The 22,730-nt window shown below is 62.8% G+C and carries 19 protein-coding genes; 2 read left to right on the forward strand and 17 right to left on the reverse strand.

Going from position 1 to position 22,730, the window contains the following annotated elements; translation table 11 throughout:
• The 9 genes from kce to L9B60_RS28855 all read right to left on the reverse strand — a co-directional run bounded on the left by kce (position 1) and on the right by L9B60_RS28855 (position 8,392).
• Positions 1-933, reverse strand: a complete 933-nt coding sequence (gene kce, locus L9B60_RS28815; protein ID WP_249674513.1) for a 3,5-dioxohexanoate:acetyl-CoA acetone transferase — start codon at positions 931-933, stop codon at positions 1-3.
• 83 nt (positions 934-1,016) lie between these two features.
• Complete coding sequence (locus L9B60_RS28820) at positions 1,017-1,805, reverse strand: SDR family oxidoreductase (RefSeq protein WP_249674515.1); 789 nt, start codon at positions 1,803-1,805, stop codon at positions 1,017-1,019.
• Positions 1,802-2,524 carry a GntR family transcriptional regulator gene (locus L9B60_RS28825; RefSeq protein ID WP_249674517.1) on the reverse strand — a complete coding sequence of 241 codons (723 nt, stop codon included), beginning with the start codon at positions 2,522-2,524 and terminating at the stop codon, positions 1,802-1,804. Before L9B60_RS28825 ends, L9B60_RS28820 begins: the two co-directional genes overlap by 4 nt.
• A gap of 158 nt (positions 2,525-2,682) precedes the next feature.
• The gene (locus L9B60_RS28830; protein ID WP_249674518.1) at positions 2,683-3,537 is read right to left on the reverse strand and encodes a CAP domain-containing protein; all 855 of its coding nucleotides are present in this window, start codon (positions 3,535-3,537) and stop codon (positions 2,683-2,685) included.
• 54 nt (positions 3,538-3,591) lie between these two features.
• Positions 3,592-4,545 (reverse strand): 2-hydroxyacid dehydrogenase, encoded by a 954-nt coding sequence (locus L9B60_RS28835; protein ID WP_249674520.1) that lies wholly within the window; start codon positions 4,543-4,545, stop codon positions 3,592-3,594.
• Between the two features lie 21 nt (positions 4,546-4,566).
• Entirely contained in the window at positions 4,567-5,523 is a 957-nt protein-coding gene (locus L9B60_RS28840; RefSeq protein WP_249674521.1) for a 2-hydroxyacid dehydrogenase, read from the reverse strand.
• A gap of 33 nt (positions 5,524-5,556) precedes the next feature.
• A complete protein-coding gene (locus tag L9B60_RS28845) occupies positions 5,557-6,321 on the reverse strand; it encodes an SDR family oxidoreductase (protein ID WP_249674523.1) in 765 nt (254 codons plus the stop codon).
• Between the two features lie 33 nt (positions 6,322-6,354).
• Entirely contained in the window at positions 6,355-7,047 is a 693-nt protein-coding gene (locus L9B60_RS28850; protein ID WP_249680209.1) for a fumarylacetoacetate hydrolase family protein, read from the reverse strand.
• Positions 7,048-7,135: 88 nt separating this feature from the next.
• Positions 7,136-8,392, reverse strand: coding sequence for an MFS transporter (locus L9B60_RS28855; protein WP_249680212.1), 1,257 nt, complete (start codon positions 8,390-8,392; stop codon positions 7,136-7,138).
• Between the two features lie 509 nt (positions 8,393-8,901).
• Between L9B60_RS28855 and L9B60_RS28860 the strand changes: the two genes are divergently transcribed.
• Positions 8,902-9,807, forward strand: a complete 906-nt coding sequence (locus tag L9B60_RS28860; RefSeq protein WP_249674524.1) for a helix-turn-helix transcriptional regulator — start codon at positions 8,902-8,904, stop codon at positions 9,805-9,807.
• A 419-nt stretch (positions 9,808-10,226) separates the two neighbouring features.
• Here L9B60_RS28860 and kdgD read toward each other — a convergent pair whose 3' ends face one another.
• The 7 genes from kdgD to L9B60_RS28895 all read right to left on the reverse strand — a co-directional run bounded on the left by kdgD (position 10,227) and on the right by L9B60_RS28895 (position 20,367).
• On the reverse strand, positions 10,227-11,138 hold the full coding sequence (gene kdgD / locus L9B60_RS28865) for a 5-dehydro-4-deoxyglucarate dehydratase (protein ID WP_249674525.1): 912 nt from the start codon (positions 11,136-11,138) through the stop codon (positions 10,227-10,229).
• Between the two features lie 103 nt (positions 11,139-11,241).
• A complete protein-coding gene (locus tag L9B60_RS28870) occupies positions 11,242-12,531 on the reverse strand; it encodes an MFS transporter (protein ID WP_249674527.1) in 1,290 nt (429 codons plus the stop codon).
• Between the two features lie 34 nt (positions 12,532-12,565).
• Positions 12,566-13,705: a mandelate racemase/muconate lactonizing enzyme family protein gene (locus L9B60_RS28875; protein WP_249674528.1), complete on the reverse strand. Its 1,140-nt coding sequence runs from the start codon at positions 13,703-13,705 to the stop codon at positions 12,566-12,568.
• 153 nt (positions 13,706-13,858) lie between these two features.
• Positions 13,859-15,013: a porin gene (locus tag L9B60_RS28880; protein ID WP_249674530.1), complete on the reverse strand. Its 1,155-nt coding sequence runs from the start codon at positions 15,011-15,013 to the stop codon at positions 13,859-13,861.
• A 108-nt stretch (positions 15,014-15,121) separates the two neighbouring features.
• Positions 15,122-17,758 carry a glycoside hydrolase family 3 protein gene (locus tag L9B60_RS28885; protein WP_249674531.1) on the reverse strand — a complete coding sequence of 879 codons (2,637 nt, stop codon included), beginning with the start codon at positions 17,756-17,758 and terminating at the stop codon, positions 15,122-15,124.
• Between the two features lie 132 nt (positions 17,759-17,890).
• Positions 17,891-19,174, reverse strand: coding sequence for an MFS transporter (locus tag L9B60_RS28890; protein ID WP_249674532.1), 1,284 nt, complete (start codon positions 19,172-19,174; stop codon positions 17,891-17,893).
• Between the two features lie 11 nt (positions 19,175-19,185).
• Positions 19,186-20,367 carry a M20 aminoacylase family protein gene (locus L9B60_RS28895; RefSeq protein WP_249674534.1) on the reverse strand — a complete coding sequence of 394 codons (1,182 nt, stop codon included), beginning with the start codon at positions 20,365-20,367 and terminating at the stop codon, positions 19,186-19,188.
• Positions 20,368-20,469: 102 nt separating this feature from the next.
• Between L9B60_RS28895 and L9B60_RS28900 the strand changes: the two genes are divergently transcribed.
• Positions 20,470-21,423: a LysR family transcriptional regulator gene (locus L9B60_RS28900; RefSeq protein WP_249674535.1), complete on the forward strand. Its 954-nt coding sequence runs from the start codon at positions 20,470-20,472 to the stop codon at positions 21,421-21,423.
• Here the strand turns inward: L9B60_RS28900 and L9B60_RS28905 are convergent.
• Complete coding sequence (locus tag L9B60_RS28905) at positions 21,420-22,622, reverse strand: NAD(P)/FAD-dependent oxidoreductase (RefSeq protein ID WP_249674537.1); 1,203 nt, start codon at positions 22,620-22,622, stop codon at positions 21,420-21,422. The genes L9B60_RS28900 and L9B60_RS28905 overlap by 4 nt on opposite strands.
• Positions 22,623-22,730 lie beyond the last annotated feature (108 nt).

Consider the following 22,730-nt stretch of genomic DNA (forward strand, 5'->3'; position numbering starts at 1 on the left):
TTAAAAATCGACGGCGTTTTTCCCTTTCAGGCTCAGCATCTCGCGCGCTTCGTCCGGGGTCGCCACGCGTGCGCCCAGCGCCTCGATCACGGTACGGATGCGCTTGACCTGATCGGCATTAGACGCCGCCAGCGTGCCCGGGCCATCCCACAGCGAATCCTCAAGCCCCACGCGCACGTTGCTGCCCATGGCCAGGCCCATGGTGCCCAGCGGGATCTGGTTACGGCCGGCGCCCAGGATCGACCATTCGTAGGCATCGCCGAACAGCCGGTCGGCGGTACGGCGCATGTGCGCCAGGTCTTCGGGATGGCCACCGATACCACCGCGCAAGCCAAACACCGACTGGATAAAAATCGGCGCCTTGAGCAAGCCGCGTTGCAGGAAGTGCGCGGCGGTGTACAGGTGGCCGATGTCATAGCATTCGATTTCGAACCGGGTGCGGTTCTCGGCACAGGCGTTGAGGATGTGGGCAATGTCGCGGAAGGTGTTGCGGAAGATGCGGTCGTCGCTCTCTTCCAGGTAAGGCCGCTCCCAGTCGTGCTTGAACTCGGTGAAACGGTCGAGCATTTCGTACAGGCCAAAATTCATTGAGCCCATGTTCAACGACGCCAGTTCAGGCTTGAGTTGCGCCACCGGTTGCAGGCGCTCTTCCACGCCCATGGTCGGCGCACCGCCGGTGGTGATGTTGATGACCACGTCGCTTTGGGCCTTGATCTGCGGCAAGAACTGGCGGAACAGGTCGACATCCTGGCTGGGGCGCCCGTCAAGCGGATCGCGAGCGTGCAGGTGAACGATGGCGGCGCCCGCCTGGGCGGCGCCGATGGCGGCCTCGGCGATTTCCTGCGGGGTAATGGGCAAGTAAGGCGACATGGACGGCGTATGAATCGCACCGGTAACGGCGCACGTGATGATCACCGGACGTTTTTTGGACATGACTGTTCTCCGTTGTTGTTCTTGGCGAGAATCGTGTGTGGGTTGCACGGGGCGCATTCAGCCCCCAACCCTGGCGGTTGTCGTCAGAGGTATTCGACGTTGCCGTCTACGCTGATCGCCTGGCCCGTCACATTGCGTGCGGCTGGCGAGCAGAGGAACAGCGCCATGGCGGCGACGTCCTCGGCGGTGACCATGCGTTTCAGGGAAATCTTGTTCAGGTACTCCTGGCGCATTTGGGCCTCGGGCACGTTGAGCTGCTCGGCGCGGGCGCGAATCACCCCGTCCATGCGCGGGCCTTCGACGATGCCAGGCAGTAATGCATTGACCCGGATGTCACTTTCCCCCAACTCGCTGGCCAGAGATTTCATCAACCCGATAATCGCCCACTTGGTGGCGGCGTACGGTGTGCGCCAGGCGTAACCCAGGCGCCCCGCGACCGACGCGACATGCAGCAGGTGGGCATTGGGCGAGGCCTTGAGCAGGGGCACGGCGTGATGGGCGAAGCGGTATTGCGCGGTCAGGTTGATGTCGATGGTGCGCTGCCAGTCCTGGTCGGTGATGGCATCAATGCCGGCTGTAGGCCCGGCAATGCCGGCATTGTTGACCAGCACGTCGAGGCCGCCGAACTGCTCGCGTTGAACCTTGAACACCGCCTCGATCTGCGCCGGGTCACTCACGTCCGCGCGGGTGGCAACGCTGCCCGGGTAACGGTCGCGAAACGAGGCCAGGGCCGCTTCGTTGACGTCGCACACATGCACTTTGGCACCGGCTTCCAGGTAGGCCGCCGCGAGCACTTCGCCAATCCCGGCCGCACCGCCTGAAATCAGCACGCGCAGGCCAGCATAGGGAATCAGTCGGTTGAGAACACTCATGCTTTCTTCACTCCTGAGGCAGGCAACCGCGAACGGTCGCTTTTAACGATCAGGCGCGCCAGCGAATCGGCGGCCTGCATGATGTCGTCGGTCACCGCCGCCCGAGCCGCCGCGCCATCGCGCTCAACCAGTGCCTGGACGATGCGGTCGTGGGCCTCCATCGAGCGCTGCAGGTGCGCCTTGTCGGGCGCCACCAAGGCAAAGCAGGGGCCCATGTGCAACCAGAAGTTCTCGACCGCGGCAATGGTCAACTCGGCCTGGGCCACCGCGTAAATGCGCCGGTGAAACGCGAAGTTGGTCCACAGGTAGCGCGACACGTCGACCTTGTCGGCCGCCTCCTGCATCTGCCGGCACAGGTCCTTGATGTCGGCAAGGTCAGCGTCGCACAACAGTGCGACGGCCTTCTCGGCCAGCAAGCCTTCCAACGCCACGCGGGCGTCGCGGATTTCCCGCAACCGCGCAGGCGTCATCATGCGCACCCGCAGCCGGGCGGTGTCGGTGACTTCAAATGCGTTTTCGGCACTCAGGCGGTGCAAGGCTTCGCGCACCGGCATGGGGCTGGAACCCAGCGCCTCGGCGAGGCCACGGATGGTGAGTTTTTGACCGGGTTGGAAACGACCGCTCATGAGCGCTTCGCGGATCTGCCGATAGACCTGGTCCTGCAAGGTGTCGCGGGACACCGGGCGCAGGGTCGGCAAGGGGGTTGGGCGATCTGTCATGGGAGCAAAGCCTTTGTTGTGATTCTTATGGCCCTAATATGTGATCACAAATCAAATATGTCAAATTTTATCTGAGCGAAAATTTTCGCTGAGGCCGGCCCTCACCCCAACCCCGCCCCACTGGGAGAGGGCTGGGGTGAGGGCCTGAATCCAACACCCTACATCGGCGCCCCCAACATCCCCGTCCAATAGATCCCCGAGTCGCTTTTCGGGTCTACCGCATACCCCGCCCCCAACTCCCGGTACCCCGGGTTCATCAGGTTGGCGCAATGCCCGGGGCTGGCCAGCCAGCCATCGACCACCTTGCGCACGCTGTCTTGGCCGGCCGCGATGTTTTCGCCGATCTGCTGGCCGCTGTAGCCGGCCAGTTCCGCGCGGTCGCCCGGGGTGCCGCCGGTGCGGTCCTTGTGGTCGAAATAGTTGTTGTTGGCCATGTCGCGCGAATGATCCTGGGCGGCGCGGGCCAGGGTGGCGTTCCAGGCCAAAGGCGTGGTGGCGGCATAGGGTTGGCCGCCGCACTGGCGCGCCTGGGCGCGGGCGCTGTTGATCAGGCCCAGCAGTTTTTGCCCTTCATCCTCTGAGGCGCCCAGGCGAGCAGTCAACAGCGGCCGCGCCAACACGATGCGCCAGTCGCGGTCTTGGCGGCTGACGCCGATGTCGACGAATTGTGGGTTGAGCACCACTTGGCAAAAGCTTTCTTGCACCGCGAGCATGGCCGCCTGTGCATCACGCGGGCCAGACAAGGTGATCGCCTGTACGCTGACCATGGGGTACGCCGCTTTGGCCAGCGCCTGCTGCAAGTCGCCGCCACCGCTGGCCGGCAATATCAAGCGCGGGTCACTGGCCAGCGGCGGCAGTTCCAGGGAGACCTGGCTGCCGCAGTTTTGCGGCTGGCTGCGGAAGGCATTGATGGACTCGACCAGTTGCGGCTCGTCGCTGGCCAGCGCCGTGCCGGCAACCCCCAGCCCCAATGACAAGGTGGCCAGGCACATCATGGATGGTAGAACGCGCATCGAACTCTCCCTTGGGCGGACTGTGCCCATGATGCGCGATTTAACCCCCAGTGCCTACAAGGCCACCGGTGTCACCAATGTACCGGTGGCGAAGTAGCCGCTCAGGTTGGCGTACACCAGGTCTGCCATGGCCTGGCGCGTTTCATGGGTGCCACTGCCGATGTGCGGCAGCAACACCACGTTGTCCAGGCCCAGCAAAGCGTGGGGCACGTGGGGCTCGTCTTCGAAGACGTCCAGCCCGGCACCGGCAATGTCACCTTCGAGCAAGGCGGCGACCAACGCCGGTTCATCCACCACCGAACCGCGCGCCACGTTGATCAGGTACGAATCGGGGCCCAGTGCCTTGAGCACCTGGGCGTTGATCAGGTGCTGGGTAGCATCGCCGCCGGGCACGATCACCACCAGGTAGTCGCTGGCCCGGGCCAAGGCCTGCAAGTCTGCGTAATGGGTATGCGCCACGCCCTCGTAGGGCCCGCTAGGCCGGTAGTAGGCAATGTGCATGTCGAACGCTTGCGCGCGCCGGGCGATGGTCTTGCCGATCTTGCCCAGGCCAACGATGCCGCAGGTCTTGCCGGTCAGGTCGCGGCCCAGGGGGAACTTGCTGTTCAACCACTTACCGGCGCGCACGAAGCGCTCGGCTTCGCTGATGCGCCGGGACACGCTGAGCATCAGCGCCAGGGCGGTTTCGGCCACCGCGTTGTTCAGCACATCGGGGGTGTTGCTTAATTTGATACCGCGCCGGGCCAGGTAGGGGGTGTCGACACCGTCGTAACCCACGCCAAAGCTGGTGATGACCTGCAGGTTGGGCAACTGATCGAGCAACGCATTGTCTGCGCCATACACGCCGCTGGTCACCACCGCCGTGATCGCAGCGCCGTGCTCTGCAGCCCAGCCCGGCAGGTCAGCGATCTCCCAGCGCTTGTGCACGCGGTGGTGGGCTTCAAGCGACTGCATCAGGCTGGCATGCATCGGGCCCCAGATCAGTACATCGCCTTGGTTAGTGCTCATCAAACGTCTCCTTGTGAAGGGTTAGCCGGTCACGCAATTTTTTGGCTGCTTGCCCGCAAAAGCGTCGACCAGGCTGGCCACCACCATTTCGCCCATGCGCGTGCGCGTCTGCACGGTCGCGCTGGCCCGGTGCGGTTGCAGCACCACCGTCTCCAGGCCAAACAGCGCCTCAGGCACGCGCGGCTCATCGACGAAGACGTCCAGCGCTGCACCGGCGATGGTGCCGGTTTGCAACGCCGCCACCAGGTCGGGCTCGTTGACCAGTTTGCCGCGCGCCACGTTCACCAGGTAACCCTCGCTGCCCAGTGCGGCGAGCACGTGGGCATCGATCAGGCCCTCGGCCTTGTCGGCGGCCGCAGCCAGGATCAGCGCGTCGCTGCCCCGGGCCAGCGCTTTGAGATCGGCGACGAAGGTGTACGGCACATCGCTCATCGCTTGCAGGTCGGTGTAGCTGATGGGGCAACCAAAGGCCGCCGCGCGGGTGGCCACTGCCCGCCCTACCCGGCCCATGCCGACGATGCCGATGCGCATGCCACTGAACTGGCGGGCCAGCGGCAACGGTGCCAGTGGCGTGGCGCTCGCCGGCCAATGGCCCGCGCGCACGTAGCGGTCGCTGGTGCACAGGCCACGGCAGGCCGAAATCAGCAGGCCGATGGCCAGGTCCGCCACGTCCTCGGTCAACGCGCCGATGGTGGCCGTGACGTGAATGCCACGGTCGCGGGCATAGGCCAGGTCGACCGCGTCGGTGCCCACGCCATTGACGGCCACCACCTCAAGCTTGGGCAACTGCGCCATCACCGCCTGGGTGATGCCGGTGTGCCCGCCGGTGATCACCCCGCGGATATTGCCGCCCACCTCGCGCAGGAAAGCGGCCTTGTCGGCTTGCTCGTAGTAAAGGTGCAGGGTGAACAACTGGTTAAGCGTGGCGCGCACTTCAGGGATCAGGATGGGGCTCAACTGCAGGACTTCTGGTTTCATGACAACCTCAATTCAATTGGCGAAGCACGCCGATCAACCGCGCCCGACAAAGGGCATGTTGGTGGCCATCACGGTCATGTTCAGCACGTTGGCGCTCAGCGGCAGGCCGGCGATGTAGCGCACCGCGTCGGCCACGTGCTTGACGTCGACCATGGGCTCCACGGCGATCTCGCCGTTGGCCTGGCGCACGCCTTTGGTCATGCGCACCGACAGTTCGGTTAGGGCGTTGCCGATGTCGATCTGGCTGCAGGCGATACCGAATTCGCGACCGTCCAGGGCCAGGCTCTTGGTCAGGCCCAGCACGGCGTGCTTGCTGGCGGTGTAGGGTGCGGTGAAGGGCCGTGGCACGTGGGCCGAGATCGAACCGTTGTTGATGATGCGCCCGCCCTGGGGTTGCTGGCGGCGCATCAGGCCGAACGCGGCGCGGCAGCACAGGTACACGCCGGTGACGTTGGTGTTGAGCACGTTGAGCCAGTGCTCCACGTCCAGCTCGTCCATGGGCACGGCCGGGGCATTCACGCCAGCATTGTTGAAAATCACGTCCAGGCGGCCGTACACCTCCTCCACCGTGGCGAACAGCGCGTCGACACTGGCCGCATCACGCACATCGGTGGGCACGGCCAGGGCTTTGCGGCCTTGCTCGCGGGCGCTGTCCACCAGCGCTTGCAGCGGCTCGGCGCGGCGCCCGGCCAGTACCACGGTGTAGCCATCTTCCAACAGGCCCAGGGCCACGGCGCGGCCGATGCCACTGCCAGCGCCGGTGACCAATGCTACTTTTGCGGGGAGTTGTTTGGACATTGTTATTGTACCTCCTGGTGGGTAATGGATAAGTCAGCGTGACGCCACGCGCACCTGCAGTTGGCCGACACCGTCAATGCCTGCGGTGATGAGGTCACCGGGGTGCAACGCGTCGACGCCCGGCGGTGTGCCGGTCATGATCAAGTCGCCGGCGCACAAGGTGATCGACTGCGACAGCCGGCTGATCACCTCGCTCACCGACCAGATCTGGCTGTGCAAGTTGGAACGCTGGCGCTCTACGCCGTTCACGCTCAGCCACACCTCGCCACTGTCTGGATGGCCGCAGCGGCCGACCGGCACGATGGGCGTCATGGGCGCCGAGCCATCGAAGGCCTTGGCGCCGTCCCACGGCATGCCGGCGCTTTTGGCAGCCATTTGCAGGTCACGGCGGGTCAGGTCCAGGCCAGCTGCGTAACCCCATACGTGTTCAAGCGCACGGGCCTCAGGGATATCGTAGCCGCCCTCGCCGATGGCGATGACAAACTCGATCTCGTGGCAAAACTCTTCAGTCAAAGGCGGGAAGGCAATGTCGCCCTGGGCCGGGATCACCGAGCTTGCCGGTTTCATGAAAAAAATCGGCGCCTGGCGCACCTGGCCCTGGGAGTCGCCCCAGTGGTAGTTGCGGCCCAGGCAAAACACTCGGCTGATCGGGAAGCGCTGGTCGCTGCCTTCAACCGCCAGCGTCGGCAGTTGGGCGGGGGTAAACACATAACTGTTCATGGTGATCCTCGGTACCTGCGCGTGTGAGTTCAGCGTACGTGGGTTGTCGCGGTAGAAGTTGGACAAAAGGCGCTTTGTCTTGGAGTAAACAGGGTCATTGCGCCGCAGCGCTTTTCAACTCGATGCGGTACAGCCGGCCCAGCAGCAATGAGTACGACAGGGTGCCCAGCAAGGCCACGCCGCCAATGAACCAGAACGCATAGGCGAAGGTGCCGGTGGCATGCACGATGGCGCCGATCACGATGGGCGTGACGATGCCGCCGATGTTGGCCGCAAGGCTGGTGACCCCACCGGTCAAGCCGATCAGCTCCTTGGGCGCTACTTCCGACACCGCCGCCCATGACGCCGAAGCAATGCCCTGGGCAAAGAATGCGGTGGTGAGCACGGCGATGCAGATCACGTTGGAGTCGGTGAAGTTGACCAGCACGATCGACATGCCCAGCATCGACCCCACCACCAGTGGCAGCTTGCGGGCAAAGGACATGGAGCAACCGCGGCGAATCATCAGGTCGGAGACGATACCGGCCAGCAGGATGCCTACCGTGGCGCCGATGAAGGGCAGCACGGCGAAGATCCCCACCTTGATCATGGTCAGGTGGCGCTCTTCGATCAGGTAAGTGGGAAACCAGGTCAGGAAGAAATACAACGCCGAGGTGCTGGCGAACTTGCCGATGCAAATCGCCCAGATCTGCCGATAGCGAAACAGCTCGGCAATCTGCCGCCAGTTGAACTTGGTGCGCTCCTGGCTACTTTTGACCAGGCCACCGCCATCCTCGATGTACTTGAGTTCTTCCTTGCTGACCTTCTTGCAGCTCAGCGGGTCGCGGTACACGTACAGCCAGACGATGCCAAATACGATGCCCACGGCGCCGGTGCTGTAGAACACATGGCGCCAATCGTAGGTGGTGGCCAGCCACAGCAGCACGCCGGTGAACAGCGCCGTGCCCAGGTACTGACCGCACACGTAGATGCTGCTGGCCAGGCCCCGCTCACGCGCCGGGAACCACACCGTCACGGCCCGGCTGTTGGCGGGGAAAGCGGGCGCCTCCAACGCCCCTACCGCCAGGCGCAAGCCGAACAAAGAGGCGAAACCGCCGACCAGGCCCTGGCTGACGGTTACCGCCGACCAACTGATCAACGAGATGCCGTAGGTGAAGCGCGAGCCAAAGCGATCGGCCACGAACCCCGCCGGCACCAGGGCCAGGGCGTAGGTCCAGGCGAACGCGGAGAACACCAGGCCCATCTGGATCTTATCCAGGCCCAGGTCCTTGGCCATGAAGGGGGCGGCGATCGAGATGTTGACGCGGTCGACGTAGTTGATGATGGTCGCGATCAGCAGCAGCGACAACATGAACCAGCGACGGCGCGAAGGCAGGCGGTGCGAGGGAGCCGCATCGGTACTGCCCAGGGTGGGGTTGGCGTGTGCGGCCTTGGCGGGGGGGACACTGGCAAAGCTGTCGATACGGGGCGTCATTGTACGAGCACCTTTTAGTTATTTTTGGAAGATGTCGATCGGTAGCGACTTCCAAGGTGATCGTACAACCATCAAAAATCAATCACGCGGTTAGATCGATTGATGCATAAGCGAGCGAGCTAAACGCAATAATCCAAAAAATTCGCACGGCCTTTGATGAGGGTATTTTCGCGCTGATTTTCTGCAAAAATGCCGTACTAGAGCGGCCCCGATGATTTGTAAGGTGCGACTGTTTTTGGACTTCGCCTGTTCGGGTTTTTTCAGGAGAATTTTGAAATTAAGACGCGGTCATCGTACGATTACCCAAAAAATCAAACCTACCCGGTGACGCAATCCGCGCCATACTGGGTTTAGCTTTCAAGGTGGAGCTGCCGTCGATGCCTTCCATGCCCTCATCCCCCCGCGTGCCGACCTATGGCATGCAACAACGCAGCGAGCGGGCTGACTTTTACATCCGCGACAAACGCGCGCGCAGCGCCGAAACCGCCCTGCACCGCCACGAATATTTTCAGATCCAGATCAACCTGGGCGGCGATACAGTGCAGCACATCGGCCACGTGGAGCGGCCCTTCCCGCGCAATGCCCTGGCCTTTATTTTGCCGCACCGCATGCACCTGATCCCGCACCCGGCCGATGGCAACTTCATGGTGATCAACTTCTCGCAGACCTTCTTGTTGCCGCATTTGCCGTGCGACCCGCTGGACCTGGAGGACGTGTCGATTTTGCTGGCGCCAGAGCTGTCGCCCTTTCGTTTTCAGGAGCACCTGGATTTCATTCTGGAGGATGGCCCGTTCGCCGAGGTCTGCACCCTGCTACAACGCATGGCGCAACTGGACCGCGACCGCCAGTTCGGCACCCGCGAAGTGCTCAAGGGTTTGCTGCTGCAATTGATTGGCACGGTGTGCGGGCTGTACGCCGAACCGCTCAAAACCCTGGCGGACAGCAACGCCGCCCAGGCCAGCCGGCGCGATGCGCTGACGCGGATGTCGGAGTACGTGCGCAAGCACCTGGCCGACCCCGACCTGAGCCTGAAGACCGTGGCCGCCGCCACCTACCTGTCACCCACCTACCTGACCCACTGGTTGCGCAAGGAAATCGGCAAGACCTTCAGCGAACTGGTGCTGGAACGGCGCATGCACATGGCCCGCAGCCAACTGCTCAACGGCACACGCCCCGTTGGCGAGGTAGCCCGCTTGTGCGGGTTTGCCGACGAGGCGTATTTTTCAAGGCGCTTCCGCCAGATCCACGGGCTACCGCCGGGGCAGTTTCGGCGTGAGCAGCTTGGCGAATAAGTAGCAGCCACCCGGTAGGAGCGGATTCATCCGCGAAAAGCCCGCCGCGGTGCATCAGGCATACCGCGTCACGGCTTTCGCGGATGAATCCGCTCCTACAGACAAATAGTGCGGCTGAGGTTTTCAGCGTCCATTCGCAAGCAAGCTTGCTCCCACAGTTGCTCCCACAGTTGCAGCCAATGTGGGAGCAAGCTTGCTTGCGATAGGCCACGGTGAATCAGGCATTCCGCGGCGTGGGCTTCGCGGATGAATCCGCTCCTACTGGGGTGATTCTCAGGCGTGCCTGGGAAAGCCTCACCGCAATTCAGACCGTAGGAGCGGATTTATCCGCGAAGATCACGCCACGGTATTACTGAATGACCGTGTTGTGCTTTTCGCGGATGAATCCGCTCCTACAGGGGGGAGCGGTGCGTTTTGGATTACTGACGACCTTGCTTGTCCATCAGTGCAGCCAGCATTTCGTACTCTTCGCCCGTCAGGTCGGTCAGCGGGGTGCGCACCGGGCCTGCGTCGTAGCCAGCGATCTTGGCGCCTGCCTTGACGATGCTCACGGCGTAGCCGGCCTTGCGGTTGCGGATGTCCAGGTACGGCAGGAAGAAGTCATCGATGATCTTGCCGACGGTGGCGTGATCTTCACGGGCGATGGCGTGGTAGAAGTCCATCGCGGTTTTCGGGATGAAGTTGAACACCGCCGAGGAGTACACCGGCACACCCAGGGCCTTGTAGGCCGCCGCGTACACTTCGGCGGTCGGCAGGCCGCCCAGGTAGCTGAAACGGTCGCCCAGGCGACGGCGGATGGACACCATCAGTTCGATGTCGCCCAGGCCGTCCTTGTAACCGATCAGGTTAGGGCAGCGCTCGGCCAGTTGTTCCAACTGCACGGCGTTCAGGCGGCAGACGTTACGGTTGTAGACGATCACGCCGATCTTCACCGATTTGCACACGGCTTCGACGTGGGCGGCCACGCCGTCCTGGCTGGCTTCGGTCAGGTAGTGCGGCAGCAGCAACAGGCCTTTGGCGCCCAGGCGCTCGGCTTCTTGCGCGTATTCGATGGCCTGGCGGGTGGCACCGCCCACGCCTGCCAGGATCGGCACGCTGGTGGCGCAGGTGTCGACCGCCGTCTTGATCACTTCGCTGTATTCGCTGGCAGCCAGCGAGAAGAACTCACCGGTGCCGCCGGCGGCGAACAGCGCGCTGGCGCCGTAGGGGGCCAGCCACTCCAGGCGCTTGATGTAGCCTGCGCGATGGAAGTCGCCCTGGGCGTTGAAATCGGTCACCGGGAAAGACAGCAGACCCTGGGAGATGATGGACTTGAGTTCTTGTGGATTCATTGTTGTTCGCGCCTCGCCTGTTGCAGAGCTGGATTGAAAGTTACCGTACAGTTGTACGATGTCGTATGACTGTGACGACATCTTACAACCTTTCGCGGGAGTTTCAAGAGCCCTGGCTACAATTCACGGTTGCCGGTGCTCCGCTCGACGGCCCCTTCACCGCCACGATGACCACCACCATCCCCAATGCACACACCCCCGCCGCTACCACGAACGCCACGTTGTAACCGCCGCCGTACTGCACCACCAGCCCGGTCAACGACGGCGCGATGATGCCGGCGCAGTTGGCCAGCAGGTGCACGAACCCCCCGGTACCGCCCACGCGGTTTTTCGGCACGATGTCCTGGATCAGCGACCAGCAGATCTGCGGCGTCACGAACAGGAACACGCTGGACACGGTGATGCAGGCCACCGCCAAGCCCAGGCTCGACACCTGGGTGGTCAGCAGCACGCAGGCCGCCGCCACGCCCAGGCCTACCATCAACATGCGCTTGCGCGCCAGGATCACGCTGCCCAGGCGCCGGCCCAGCCAGTCGGTGACAAAGCCGCCGCCCAAAAAGCCCACCGCCGCGCCCAGCCAAGGGATCACGCCGATGATGCTCATGCTCTTGATGTCCAGGTGCTGATAATCCATCAGGTAGCTGGGCAGCCAGGTCAGGAAGAAATACAACACGTAGTTGAAGCAAAAGAACGCGGTGGCCACCGCCAGCACCGGGGCCGAGAAGATGTAGCTGGCCAGGCTGCGGCCCTCCTTCACGCCTTCCACCACCGGTTCCGCGCGGCTGGTGCGGATCAGTTCGCGCTCGGCTTCATTAACCTTGGGGTGCTGGTCCGGGGTGTCCTTGAACATCACCAGCCAGGCGGCCAGCCACATCGCACCGAGTACGGCAATGACCACGAACGAGACGCGCCAACCGAAATTCAATGCCACCAAACCCACCACCGGCCCGGCCAACGCCGCGCCCAGGGGCTGCCCGCAGTTGGTGAAGCCCAGCGCCCGGCCCGCCTCTTCACGGGGGAACCAATTGGTAATCGCCTTGTTGGTGGTGGTGCCCATCGGCCCCTCCCCCATGCCAAAGAACACCCGGAACACCAGCAGTTGCAGGTAGCCGGTGATCAAGGCCGTGAGGCCGCAAAAGATCGACCAGGTGCCCGCTGCCCAAGCGAATACCCGCTTGGGCCCGTATTTGTCGGCGGCCCAACCGCCAATGAAACACAACGCGCAATAGCCGATGAAAAAGCTGCTGAAGATAAAACCCATCTGGGCGTCATCAATGTGCAGTTCAGTCTTGAGCAGTGGCGCCACCACGGACAGTGCCGCGCGGTCGAGGTAGTTGAGCATGCCGGCAAAAAACAGCAGCCCGGCGATTCTCCAGCGGTAGTTGCCTATCATTTTTATATGGCCTTTATTGTAATGAGGGTGCAGCTCAGTCGATCAGTGTGCGGGCGCTGCAGTAGTGGTCGATGACGGCTTGGTCGGGTGTGAACCCAAGCCCCGGCAGCGGCTCCAGTGACAGGGCCGGCTTGAAATCCAGCGCCGGGTACAGCAACCGCTCGAACTCGATGAACGGCACTTCCACCGCCACGTCTTGCGGCAGCAAGGTGCACAAGTGCGCCACGGCCAACAGCCCCGGGCCGTAGTAGAAACAGTGCGGCACCACCCGCACGCCGTACTGGCGAGCCAACTGGAACACCTCCAGCATCGCGCCGATGCCGCCAATCTTCGCAACGCTGGGTTGCGCCACGTCGATCGCCTGTTGCTCGAACAGCGCCCGCAAGCCATTTACCCCGGCCGCGTTTTCACCCGCCGACAACGGCACGCCCTGGCGGCGAACCGTGGCCAGGCCATGGGCATCGTCAGGCGGCCACACGGGCTCTTCCAGCCAGGTCAGCTCCAGCCCCCGCAGCTGTTCGGCCACCTCGCTCGCCTGCGCCACTGTCCAGGGGCAATTGACGTCCACCATCAATTCGCCTTCGGCCACGGGCAGCGCCGCGCGCGCGGCGGCAATGGCCTCGACGCGGGTTTCGTGCAGTTTGATTTTGCGAAAGCCTTGGGCGCGGGCCCGGCTTACCTGGCGGTGAACCTCTTGCGGGTCGCCGCCGTAGCTCACCAGGCTGGCGTAGAGTTCCAACGGCCTGAGCGTACCGCCCAGGTATTGATACAACGGTTGCCCCGCAGCCTGGGCAGCCAGGTCCCACAGCGCAATGTCTATGCCGGAGAGCGCATACAGCACCGGCCCCGTGCTGCCGAAACCGTGCAAGGCCCGGCGCGCCACCTCCATGCTGTGCAGGTGGTCGGCCACGGCGCTGCCTATGAACAGCGGCGCCACCATGTCGGTCAGCGCCGTGAAGGTCGCCGGGTTGGCGCCATGGCCAAAAGCCTCGCCCCATCCCACTAAACCTGTGTCGGTGGTGACTTTCAGCATCAGGCTTTCCATGCGCCGGTGCCGTGGTGACGCGGCGTTGAACGCGTCGTCGTCCTGCACCTGGCCTTGGGTCTTGCGCTCGGCGGTGCCGGCAGTGAAAGGAATACTGAGGCGGATGACTTCGATACTGCGGATGTTCACAAGCGCATCTCTCTATCGGTTTTCTTGTCAGGGATGTACGGCGTAAAGTTTTGACATACGTTATCGTACAACACTGAGCAAGACTACCTTTACCGTGACATTCCGTCGCACGCCAGGGCTGCCGGTGAACACTGACAACGCCTGGCGCTCCACTCAAAAGTAATACTTGGCGACCAGCTCGTATTCGTCCTCGCCCGTGGCCTGACCCGCCTTGTTTTTTGCCATGTCGAACTTGCGTTCCAACCCAATGGCCAAATGGTCATGCAAGGTAATCAGCGCGAAGCCTGCCACCGAATAGCCGCTCTGGCCGGCACTGGTTTTATCCGAGAGCAAGTTGATGCCACCGTAGGCCTTGAAGAAGCCCAGCTCGCCCATTTCCGGGAACGAATAGCTGCTGTAACTCTCCAGTGCGGTCGCTTTCTGGTATCCGCTGGCACCGGCCGCCGAGGCATTCAAGTTACGGTATTGGCCATACACCAAGGCGTGATACCAAGGGTGGCTGGTGTAGGTAATACCCGACAACCACCCCTCTGCATCCGGATGCCGAGTGGTGATATCGCCCTGCGCGTTGACTCCGCGTTCGGTCATGTCGGTATGACCGTAGGCCAGGCGCAACGACCACTTGGACGAGGGGTGCCAGATCGTGCCGACCTGGTACAAGCCATCCCGCGTACTGTCCAAAAACGTACTGGAGCCCACGCTGGCACTGCTCACCGAGTTGTGCACGGGGCCGGTGCTGCCCCCCGCCATCACCCCGAGTTCGAACGCGCCGCGCTTGACCCGGTAATACACGGTGCGTTTAGGTCGGGAAAAACCCAGCAACTGATTACCGCCATAACCATTGAACGTGCCCTGCCCCTTGGTCCCGTAACCCAGGTACCAATCGGTGATCGACCCGACCATGTCGAACGTCAGCGACTTTTGTTGGCCAACGTTCAACTGCCCCCACCGGGCGCTTTTCAGAAACACGTACTGGAAGCGCTTGGTGTGGGCATTGGACCCGTCGTAATAGAAAGGGTCGTACGCCCACTCCTGGCGCATGCCCAGTGTCCAGTCATCGTTAAGCTTGCGGCCGTAAATCATGTTGATACGGTGCCCGATGCTGCCGGTGTGCCGGCCCTGGATATAGACCTTGTCATTGGAGGCAAAGATGCCCTGGGCGTGCAGCTCCAGGCGATCGGTACCGTTGTTGATCAGGTCGATGGCCCAGGCCGGCGCCGCCCCACCCAGCGCCGTGCAGCCCATCAACAGGCAAAAATGGCGCACGGCTGCGCCGCGCAATACCGTGCGTAAAGACGAAGACTTCATTGATCATGCCCTGGCAATACCCGCAGGCACGGGTACTGCGCTTTCTTGGAGGAGCCGCCTGAACAGCGGCCCTGGAATGGTTGTTTTTATTTTTAGGAGTGCCGCCTGTTAGAACTGGACCGCCTGAGTCACCGCAGCCTGATCCGCCGAGGTCGACAGCATCAGGTCCCGCGTGCCTGCCGCAAGCCGCCAGGCCTGGTCTTTCACGGACCAGTACTGCAGTTTGCGCAGGGGCACCTGGATCGAGACGTGCCGCGTCTGCCCTGCCCCCAACGTCACCCGATCGAAGCCCACCAAGGTTTTCGGCGCGAATTCGGCGCCGTCGATCAAGCGCTGCGGCGGCCCCAGGTACAACTGGGGCACGTCGTCACCGGCGACCTTGCCGTGGTTGGTCAGCTGAAAGTCGACCTGCAGATCGCCATTGGCCAGGTGCCGGGTTTTCAGATCGCCATAATCGAACTGCGTGTAACTGAGGCCATAGCCGAAAGCAAACAGCGGTGCCTTGTGTTGCGCCTCGAACCAGCGATACCCGATATTGAGCCCCTCGGTGTAATGCACCACGCCATCGAGTTGCTGGCCACGCTCGGGAAAACGCGGGTCTGTCGCCGGGTAGTCCTGCAGCGTTTTGCCCCAGGTAAAGGGCAAGCGGCCGCCGGGGTTGGCCTTGCCGGCCAACAGATTCGCGGTGGCCTGCCCCCCTTCGTCACCCGTCCACCACATTTGCACCAGGCCCTTGACCTTGCCCAACCACGGCATGGCGACCGGGGTACTGGTGTTCAGTACCACGATGGTGTTGGGGTTGATGGCCGCGATCTCCTCGATCAGCGCATCCTGGTCGCCCGGCAGGCCAAATTGCGGGTCACTGCGCGACCAGGCGAACACCACCACTTTGTTGGCGCCCTTGGCAGCGGCAATCGCCTTGGCCCGGGTGTCTGCGCGCATGGCCGGCGTCACCCAGTTCAAGCGCACCTGCACCGGTGCCTGGGAAGTGTCGCTGTAGGTCGAGACTTCCAGCAAATGCTCGCCCTGGCTCAGGGTCACCCTGCGCCGCACGTTGTTCAGGCCGTCGGTGGTGGGCATCAAGGCGTCTTGCCCCGGGTGCACCACATCGCCGTGCAATGCGTTTTTCAACGAACTGCTCTCGCCGACCACCACCCCATCCACCTTCAACACCGCACCGGCGCCGAGCATCTGCAGGTTGAGGTCGTAATCACCGGCCTGGTCGATGTTCAGATGGGTTTGCCACACAGGCAGAGCCCCAGGCTTGAGCGCGTTGCCGGTGCTGTCGGCAAAGGCCAACTGGCGGTCGCGCACGGTTTGCCCCGCTTCGCTGCGCACCCAGCCCGGCTGCCCCTGGAACGATACCTTGTCGGCAGCGATGGCCACCCCGGTCATGTCATTGGCAACCGCCACGGTGATCACGGCATCAGGCTCAAGGGTGCCGAGTGCCTTCGCCGGCCCTACCTGCAAGGCGGGTATGCCGATTGCGTGCTCGGCCGAGATGCCCAGGGCGACCGGTTGCACGGCACCGGGGCCAATCATGGCCAGTGCGCCCAGGTCTTTTTTCGTGAGGGGCAGCACGTGGTCATCGTTTTTCAGCAGCACCGCCGAGTGTTCGCTGGTGCGCCGGGCGATCTCCATCATCGCGAGCGTCACGGGCGTAGCCTGGGGTTGATGCCCGGGGTGATCCAGGTAACCGAACCGCTCCATTTGCCCCAGGATGCGCCCAGCAGCGGTGTCGATGTCCTTTTGCGCCACGGTGTGGTCGCGCAGGGCCTCGAACATATTGCTGGGCTTTTCGTCGTTGGGAAACTGCCCCAACAGCACCACGGGGCGCTTGCCCACCATCCACTCCTCGGGCATGGGCCGGGCGAAGACCTTTTTCATGCTGCCCATGGAGGTATGCAACGCCGGTTGCTGCTGCGCGGTGTTGTCGTAGTAGGAGCGCATGATGTCCCAGAACGGGTGGTGCTCATCGATCCGCCCGGGCATTTCCATGTCCATGCCGCGCTTGATGTACTGGGCACTGTGCACGCCGCCCCAGTCGGAGGTCACGAAGCCCTTGAAGCCCATTTGGCCGCGCAATACATGCTCCAACAACTGCGCATTGCCACAGCCGAACTCGCCGTTGACCTTGTTGTAGGCGCACATGATCGAGGCCACCCCGGCGTCGATGGCGTCCTGGAACGGCGCCAGGTAAACCTCGTGCAGCGCCTGTTCGGGGATCGTCACGTCGAAGCCGGTCATGTCATAGCCGACGAAATGCTTGGCCTGGGCCATCACGCCCTGGGCCTGGATGCCCTTGATGATGCCGGCCCCCATCGCGCCGGTCAGCAGCGGGTCTTCGCCAAAGGTGTTCCAGCCGCGCCGAAAGCCCGAGTCGCGGAACATGTTGATGAAGGGCTCAAGCGCGATGTCGATGCCCAGGCGCTTGGCCTCGGTGCCGATCAGCACGCCGTTGTCATAGGCGTCCTGTTTGCTGAAGGTGGCCGCAAGCCCCATGGTCGAGGTCGGGATGATCGACGCCTTGCGGGTCAGGATGCCGGGCGGCCCATCGGCCAGCCGCAGTGCGGCCACCCCCAGCCGCGGGACACCGGGCAAGTACCCCGCCTGGCCCTGATTGGTCCTGTCATCCTCGGTCAGGCCGCGAATGACGTTGAATTTTTCGTCCGCCGTCATCTTCTGCAATAACGCATTGACCCGCGCCTCGTTGGCCACCGGGCGAACCTGGCTTTCATCGGCCATCGCGGCATCTGACACCGCCGCACAAAAAATCGAAGTGGCCAGAAGTGAGACGCGCAAACCTGACCGGCACGACGACGCACGCCGCTTAACAGTGTTATTCATTCTTCTTGTCCAGGGTGAGAACACAGGGATTTAGCGTTGTACCGGCTCTTTGACCAGCATCAGGCCTATCAACGACAGCAACCCGCAGCCCATCAAGTACAGCGCGGGCGCACTGGGGTTGCCGGTGAGGGAGATCAACAACGTGCAGAAGAACTGCGCGAAGCCACCGAAAATGATGCTGCTCACGCTGTAAGTTACCGACAGGCCGGTCGCCCGTACTGCAGGCGGGAAGATCTCGGCGAGCAGCGCCAGCGAGGGCACCATGTTGAACACCAACAGGGCTGACAGCGTGCTGGCCACCGCGACCAGCATGGGTAACCCGGGGAAGTGCTCGAGCAGCATGAACGCCGGGTAAATCAACGCCAGCAATGCCAGGCGCGACCAGAGGATCTGGCGCTTGCGACCCACTCGGTCACAGGCCCGGCCGGCACTGATCGCCAGCGCAACCTGCACGGCACCGGCGGCGCAGCCGGTCCAGATACCCACCGTCAACGGCAGGTGCAGTTGTGCCACGGCATAATTGGAGAGGTAATGCAAAATCACGTACGACCCCGATGTACCACCAATCGCAATCAACACGCCTGCGAGCAACGGGCGCCGATGCAGATTCCAACTCAAGCGATGGCTGGCCTGATGCTTGACCTGGTCACTCTCTTGCAGGTGTCGGCGCATGTAGGCCCCTACCGGAATCACCAACAACCCCAGTGCGAACGGCAGCCTCCAGCCCCAGCTCTGAACCTGCTCGGGGGTCAGCAGGTAATTGACCGAAAGCCCGACCACTGCGCCCAGCAGCACACTCAGGCCCTGGCTGAAAAACTGCCAGCTGGTGAAGTAGCCGCGTTCGTGCTTGCCGGCTTTTTCCAGCAGGTAAGAGGTGGAAGCGCCCACCTCGCCGCCAATGGCAAAGCCTTGTAGCAGCCGCGCGAACACAATCAACAAGGGCGCCGCGATGCCGATCTGCTGGTAGCTGGGGGTCAGCACGAACAGCAATGCGCCAATCGCCATCAGCCACAGTGTGAGCAGCATGGCGGCTTTGCGGCCGACCCGATCGGCGTACTGCCCCAACAGGATGCTGCCCAATGGGCGCATAAAGAAACCAATGCCATAGGTGGCAAAGGCCAACAGCAATTGGTTGGCGCCTTCGGCCGGGAAAAACTGCTTGCCGATGACCGTGGCGAAGAAGCTGTAGACGGTAAAGTCGTAGAACTCCAGACCGTTGCCGATCGTCACGGCGGCAATGTTCTTGCGCCGCCCGGCCAGTGGTGCACTGGGCTGTGCCGACACGGCTGGCGGCATGAGTGTGGTGTTGTCCATGGGGGTGAGCCTCACGAGAGAACCGATGGCCGGGCAGGCAGCATTTTTTCAACCAGCTTGATCCAATACGAAGCGCCCATCAGCAAACATTGATCGTTGAAATCGAACTCGGGATGGTGGCACATCACACTGCCCTCATCATCACCATTGCCTACGATCAAGTACGATCCCGGACAATGTTGCAGCATGAAGGCGAAGTCCTCACTGCCGGTGAGCGGGCGCATGTTCTGGATCAGCCCGTCCTCGCCCACCCAGTCCAACGCCGCAGCGATGGCCAGCTCCGTCTCCTTTTGATGGTTGACCAGCACCGGGTACCGACGGTTGTAATGCACCTGTGCGTCACCGCCCAAGCCTTGCGCGGTCATTTTCACCAGCGCGGTGATGCGGGCCTGCAGCAAGTCCCGCGTGGCAGCGCTGAGCGAGCGCACGCTGATTTCCAGTTTGGCGGTGGACGGGATGACGTTGGCCGCCTTGCCCGCTTGCAGCGAGCCGACGCTGACGATGGCCATGTCCAGCGGGTCGATGTTGCGCGACACGATGCTTTGCAAGTTGAGCACAATGCTGGAGGCAATCAGTACCGGGTCGATCGCCTTGTAAGGCACCGCGCCGTGGCCACCCTTGCCCAGCACGGTCACCGTGACGGTGTCGGAAGAGGCCATGAACGGGCCCGCCAGGAAGCCGAACTTGCCCAGCGGGTGCCCCGGCATGTTATGCATCGCAAAGATGGCGTCGCAGGGAAACAGTTCGAACAGGCCCTGCTCCACCATCTTGCGCGCCCCACCCAAGCCTTCTTCGGCGGGTTGGAAAATCAGGTTCACGGTACCACTGAAGTTCCTGCTGGTGGCCAGTACCTTGGCCGCCGCCAGCAAGGTCGCGGTATGCCCGTCGTGGCCGCAGGCATGCATTTTCCCTTCGTTCACGCTGGCGTAGTTCAAACCGGTTTCTTCGTGGATGGGCAGTGCATCCATGTCGGCCCGCAGCCCGATGGTCGGGCCTGGCCCGCGGCGCAACTGGCCGACCACCCCCGTGCCGCCCAGCCCCAGATGCACCGTGTAGCCCCAAGCCTCAAGCTTGCTGGCCACCAGGTCGCTGGTGCCGAACTCTTCAAAGCCCAATTCAGGGTGCGCGTGAATGTGCTGCCGGATGGCGATCATTTCATCGCGAATGTGTTCAATTTCCGCTAGTACGGTCATGGTGCCCTTCCCTATCAAGTCAGGCTTCATTCTGACCATCCTTGACGCCGCGAAAAGACAACGTTTAGGCTTGGTGACAACTTTTCCTTGTCATCAGGCACCATGAAAACCAACCAGTTCGTGGCCCTTGTGGCCGTAGCAGAAACAGGAAGTATTCGCGCGGCGGCAAAATCGGTGGGGCTCACGCAGGCCGCCATCACCCGTACGCTGCGAGAGTTGGAACTGCAACAAGGGGTGGAGTTGCTGGAGCGCACCCACACCGGCGTGCGGTTCACGGATGCCGGTAAAAGCCTGCTGCATCATGCCAGGCTGATACTGAGCGAAATCGAAAAAGCCAACGCCGACCTGGCGTTGATCCGCAGCGGGCAAGTCGAGCGGCTGCGCATCGGCCTGACGCCCACCATCAACTTTGCCTTCCTGCCCGAATGCCTGAGCCTGTTTCAGGCGCAATACCCCAACGTACAGTTGGAGATCTACGAAGGCCTGCACGGTATTTCACTGCCGCACCTGCGCGATGGTTACCTGGATTTTGCGATTATCCAGGCCAGCCGGTTTATCAGCGAGAATGAGTTTTCCATCGAACCGTTGCTGTCTTACCAAAGCCACGTGGTTGGGCGAAAGGGGCACCCGCAGCGTGATGCCACGTCCATCGACACGCTCAACTCCATGAGGTGGCTGGCCAATTTTCCCGCTGCCTGGCACATTAATTTCATCAAGGAGCTGCACCGCGACTTCCGGGTGTCGCCGCAGCCCAGCCATATTGTCAGCATCCAGTCCGCCGGCTTGCTATTCCCCCTGCTGGCCCAGACCGACTACCTCACGGTGCTGCCCGGGGTGTTGCTCAAAGCCCCCAGCTTTGCCTCGATCGTCGAGCCTTTCAGTGCCTTCAAAAGCTCCACCTCGCGCATCTTCGGCATCGCCGCCCGGCGGGGCAATGTCCGCAGCAAGGCGGCCAGCGCGTTCATCGACATCCTCAAGCAGGTGATCAAGCAGCACGCTCGCAATGCTCAATCGCCCTATGCCGATGCATTGCGCCCTACCGACCTATTCTTCTAGGCAATCGGTATCAACGGATCCGCCGCCGCCCACGCTGCTTCGCGGTTAGCCGCCGGCGGGTAGATCCACACGGTATTGATTTGGGTCTTCAACGCCTTGCCTTCCTGCCCGGTCAATTTCACCTGGCGATCCCAACCCTCGGTGTACACCGCGCCCCAGGCGCCCAGGTCCAGGCAGGTCACGTATTTGGGCTGGCGGTACGCCGTAGGGGGCACGCCCAGCAGTTGCGCGGCGACGTTGTTGCCGGCATGGCGGCCCAGCACGATGGCGTGCTGGCAGGTCATCAGCGCGTGGTTGCCCAGGTCATCAGTAGCGGCGTAAGCCACATCGCCGGTGGCGAAAATGTCGTCCTGGCCAATGACCTTCAGGTGCTCATCCACATGCAGGCGGCCTAAGGCGTCGCGCTGGGCGGGGATCTGCTCGGTCAAGGCGCTGGCGCGCACACCGGTGGTCCAGACCACGGTGCTGGCTTCGATGCGCTGGCCGTTGCTCAGGCTCACGCCGTGGGCGTCCACCGCCACCACCGAAGCGCCCAACGCCCATTGCACGCCCAAGGTTTCGCTGGCGTGGGCGATGTACTGGCTGATCTCGGCGCCCATGGAGGCGCCGACCTTTTGCCCACGGTCGACGATGAACACCTCGACGTCGGCCTGTTCACCAAGAATCTCGCGCAAGCGCCCCGGCATTTCGGTCGCGGTTTCGATCCCGGTGAAGCCGCCACCGGCCACCACTACCGTGTTGCGCGCCTTGCTGGCGGGCTGGTCGGCCAGGGCCTTGAGGTGGCTTTCCAGGCGCACGGCCTGCTCGATCTGGTCGACGTCAAAGGCATGCTCGGCCACCCCCGGGGTGTTGGGCAAGGCCAGGCCACTGCCGCTGGCCAATACCAGTTTGTCGTACGCGCAAACCTGCTCGGCGCCTGCCGCATCCACGTAGCCTACCTGCTTGTGCGCAACGTCCACGGTGTGCGCCGCGCCCTTGATGAAGTTAACCCCGACCGCCTCGAACAACTCGCCCAGTGGCGTTGCCAGGGTGTGGGCCTGTGGTTCGTAGAAACGCGGGCGCACCCGCAGTTCGGCTTGAGGGGCCAGCACGGTCACCGTCGCGTCGGTGTGCCCGTGCAGGTCGAACAGGCGGGTGGCGCTCAATGCCGTCCAGAGGCCGCCAAAACCTGCGCCGATAACCAAGATGTGCTGCTTCATTGTTGACTCCCGAAATGGATGGCCTGTGCCGGCCCAGCAACTACGACTATAATTGTCGTAGTTATTCGTGGCAATGGTTTTTTTCAGCACGCGACTGCCACACCCTCA

It is taken from the genome of Pseudomonas abieticivorans, assembly GCF_023509015.1.
GTDB classification, from domain to species: Bacteria; Pseudomonadota; Gammaproteobacteria; order Pseudomonadales; family Pseudomonadaceae; genus Aquipseudomonas; species Aquipseudomonas abieticivorans.

What these genes read in the sequence shown, in the direction of transcription:
- kce (WP_249674513.1), bottom strand. Translation starts at nt 933, where the DNA reads ATGTCCAAAAAACGTCCGGTGATCATCACGTGCGCCGTTACCGGTGCG.
- L9B60_RS28820 (WP_249674515.1), bottom strand. Translation starts at nt 1,805, where the DNA reads ATGAGTGTTCTCAACCGACTGATTCCCTATGCTGGCCTGCGCGTGCTG.
- L9B60_RS28825 (WP_249674517.1), bottom strand. Translation starts at nt 2,524, where the DNA reads ATGACAGATCGCCCAACCCCCTTGCCGACCCTGCGCCCGGTGTCCCGC.
- L9B60_RS28830 (WP_249674518.1), bottom strand. Translation starts at nt 3,537, where the DNA reads ATGCGCGTTCTACCATCCATGATGTGCCTGGCCACCTTGTCATTGGGG.
- L9B60_RS28835 (WP_249674520.1), bottom strand. Translation starts at nt 4,545, where the DNA reads ATGAGCACTAACCAAGGCGATGTACTGATCTGGGGCCCGATGCATGCC.
- L9B60_RS28840 (WP_249674521.1), bottom strand. Translation starts at nt 5,523, where the DNA reads ATGAAACCAGAAGTCCTGCAGTTGAGCCCCATCCTGATCCCTGAAGTG.
- L9B60_RS28845 (WP_249674523.1), bottom strand. Translation starts at nt 6,321, where the DNA reads ATGTCCAAACAACTCCCCGCAAAAGTAGCATTGGTCACCGGCGCTGGC.
- L9B60_RS28855 (WP_249680212.1), bottom strand. Translation starts at nt 8,392, where the DNA reads ATGTTGTCGCTGCTGCTGATCGCGACCATCATCAACTACGTCGACCGC.
- L9B60_RS28860 (WP_249674524.1), top strand. Translation starts at nt 8,902, where the DNA reads ATGCCCTCATCCCCCCGCGTGCCGACCTATGGCATGCAACAACGCAGC.
- kdgD (WP_249674525.1), bottom strand. Translation starts at nt 11,138, where the DNA reads ATGAATCCACAAGAACTCAAGTCCATCATCTCCCAGGGTCTGCTGTCT.
- L9B60_RS28870 (WP_249674527.1), bottom strand. Translation starts at nt 12,531, where the DNA reads ATGATAGGCAACTACCGCTGGAGAATCGCCGGGCTGCTGTTTTTTGCC.
- L9B60_RS28880 (WP_249674530.1), bottom strand. Translation starts at nt 15,013, where the DNA reads ATGAAGTCTTCGTCTTTACGCACGGTATTGCGCGGCGCAGCCGTGCGC.
- L9B60_RS28885 (WP_249674531.1), bottom strand. Translation starts at nt 17,758, where the DNA reads ATGGCCGATGAAAGCCAGGTTCGCCCGGTGGCCAACGAGGCGCGGGTC.
- L9B60_RS28890 (WP_249674532.1), bottom strand. Translation starts at nt 19,174, where the DNA reads ATGGACAACACCACACTCATGCCGCCAGCCGTGTCGGCACAGCCCAGT.
- L9B60_RS28895 (WP_249674534.1), bottom strand. Translation starts at nt 20,367, where the DNA reads ATGACCGTACTAGCGGAAATTGAACACATTCGCGATGAAATGATCGCC.
- L9B60_RS28900 (WP_249674535.1), top strand. Translation starts at nt 20,470, where the DNA reads ATGAAAACCAACCAGTTCGTGGCCCTTGTGGCCGTAGCAGAAACAGGA.
- L9B60_RS28905 (WP_249674537.1), bottom strand. Translation starts at nt 22,622, where the DNA reads ATGAAGCAGCACATCTTGGTTATCGGCGCAGGTTTTGGCGGCCTCTGG.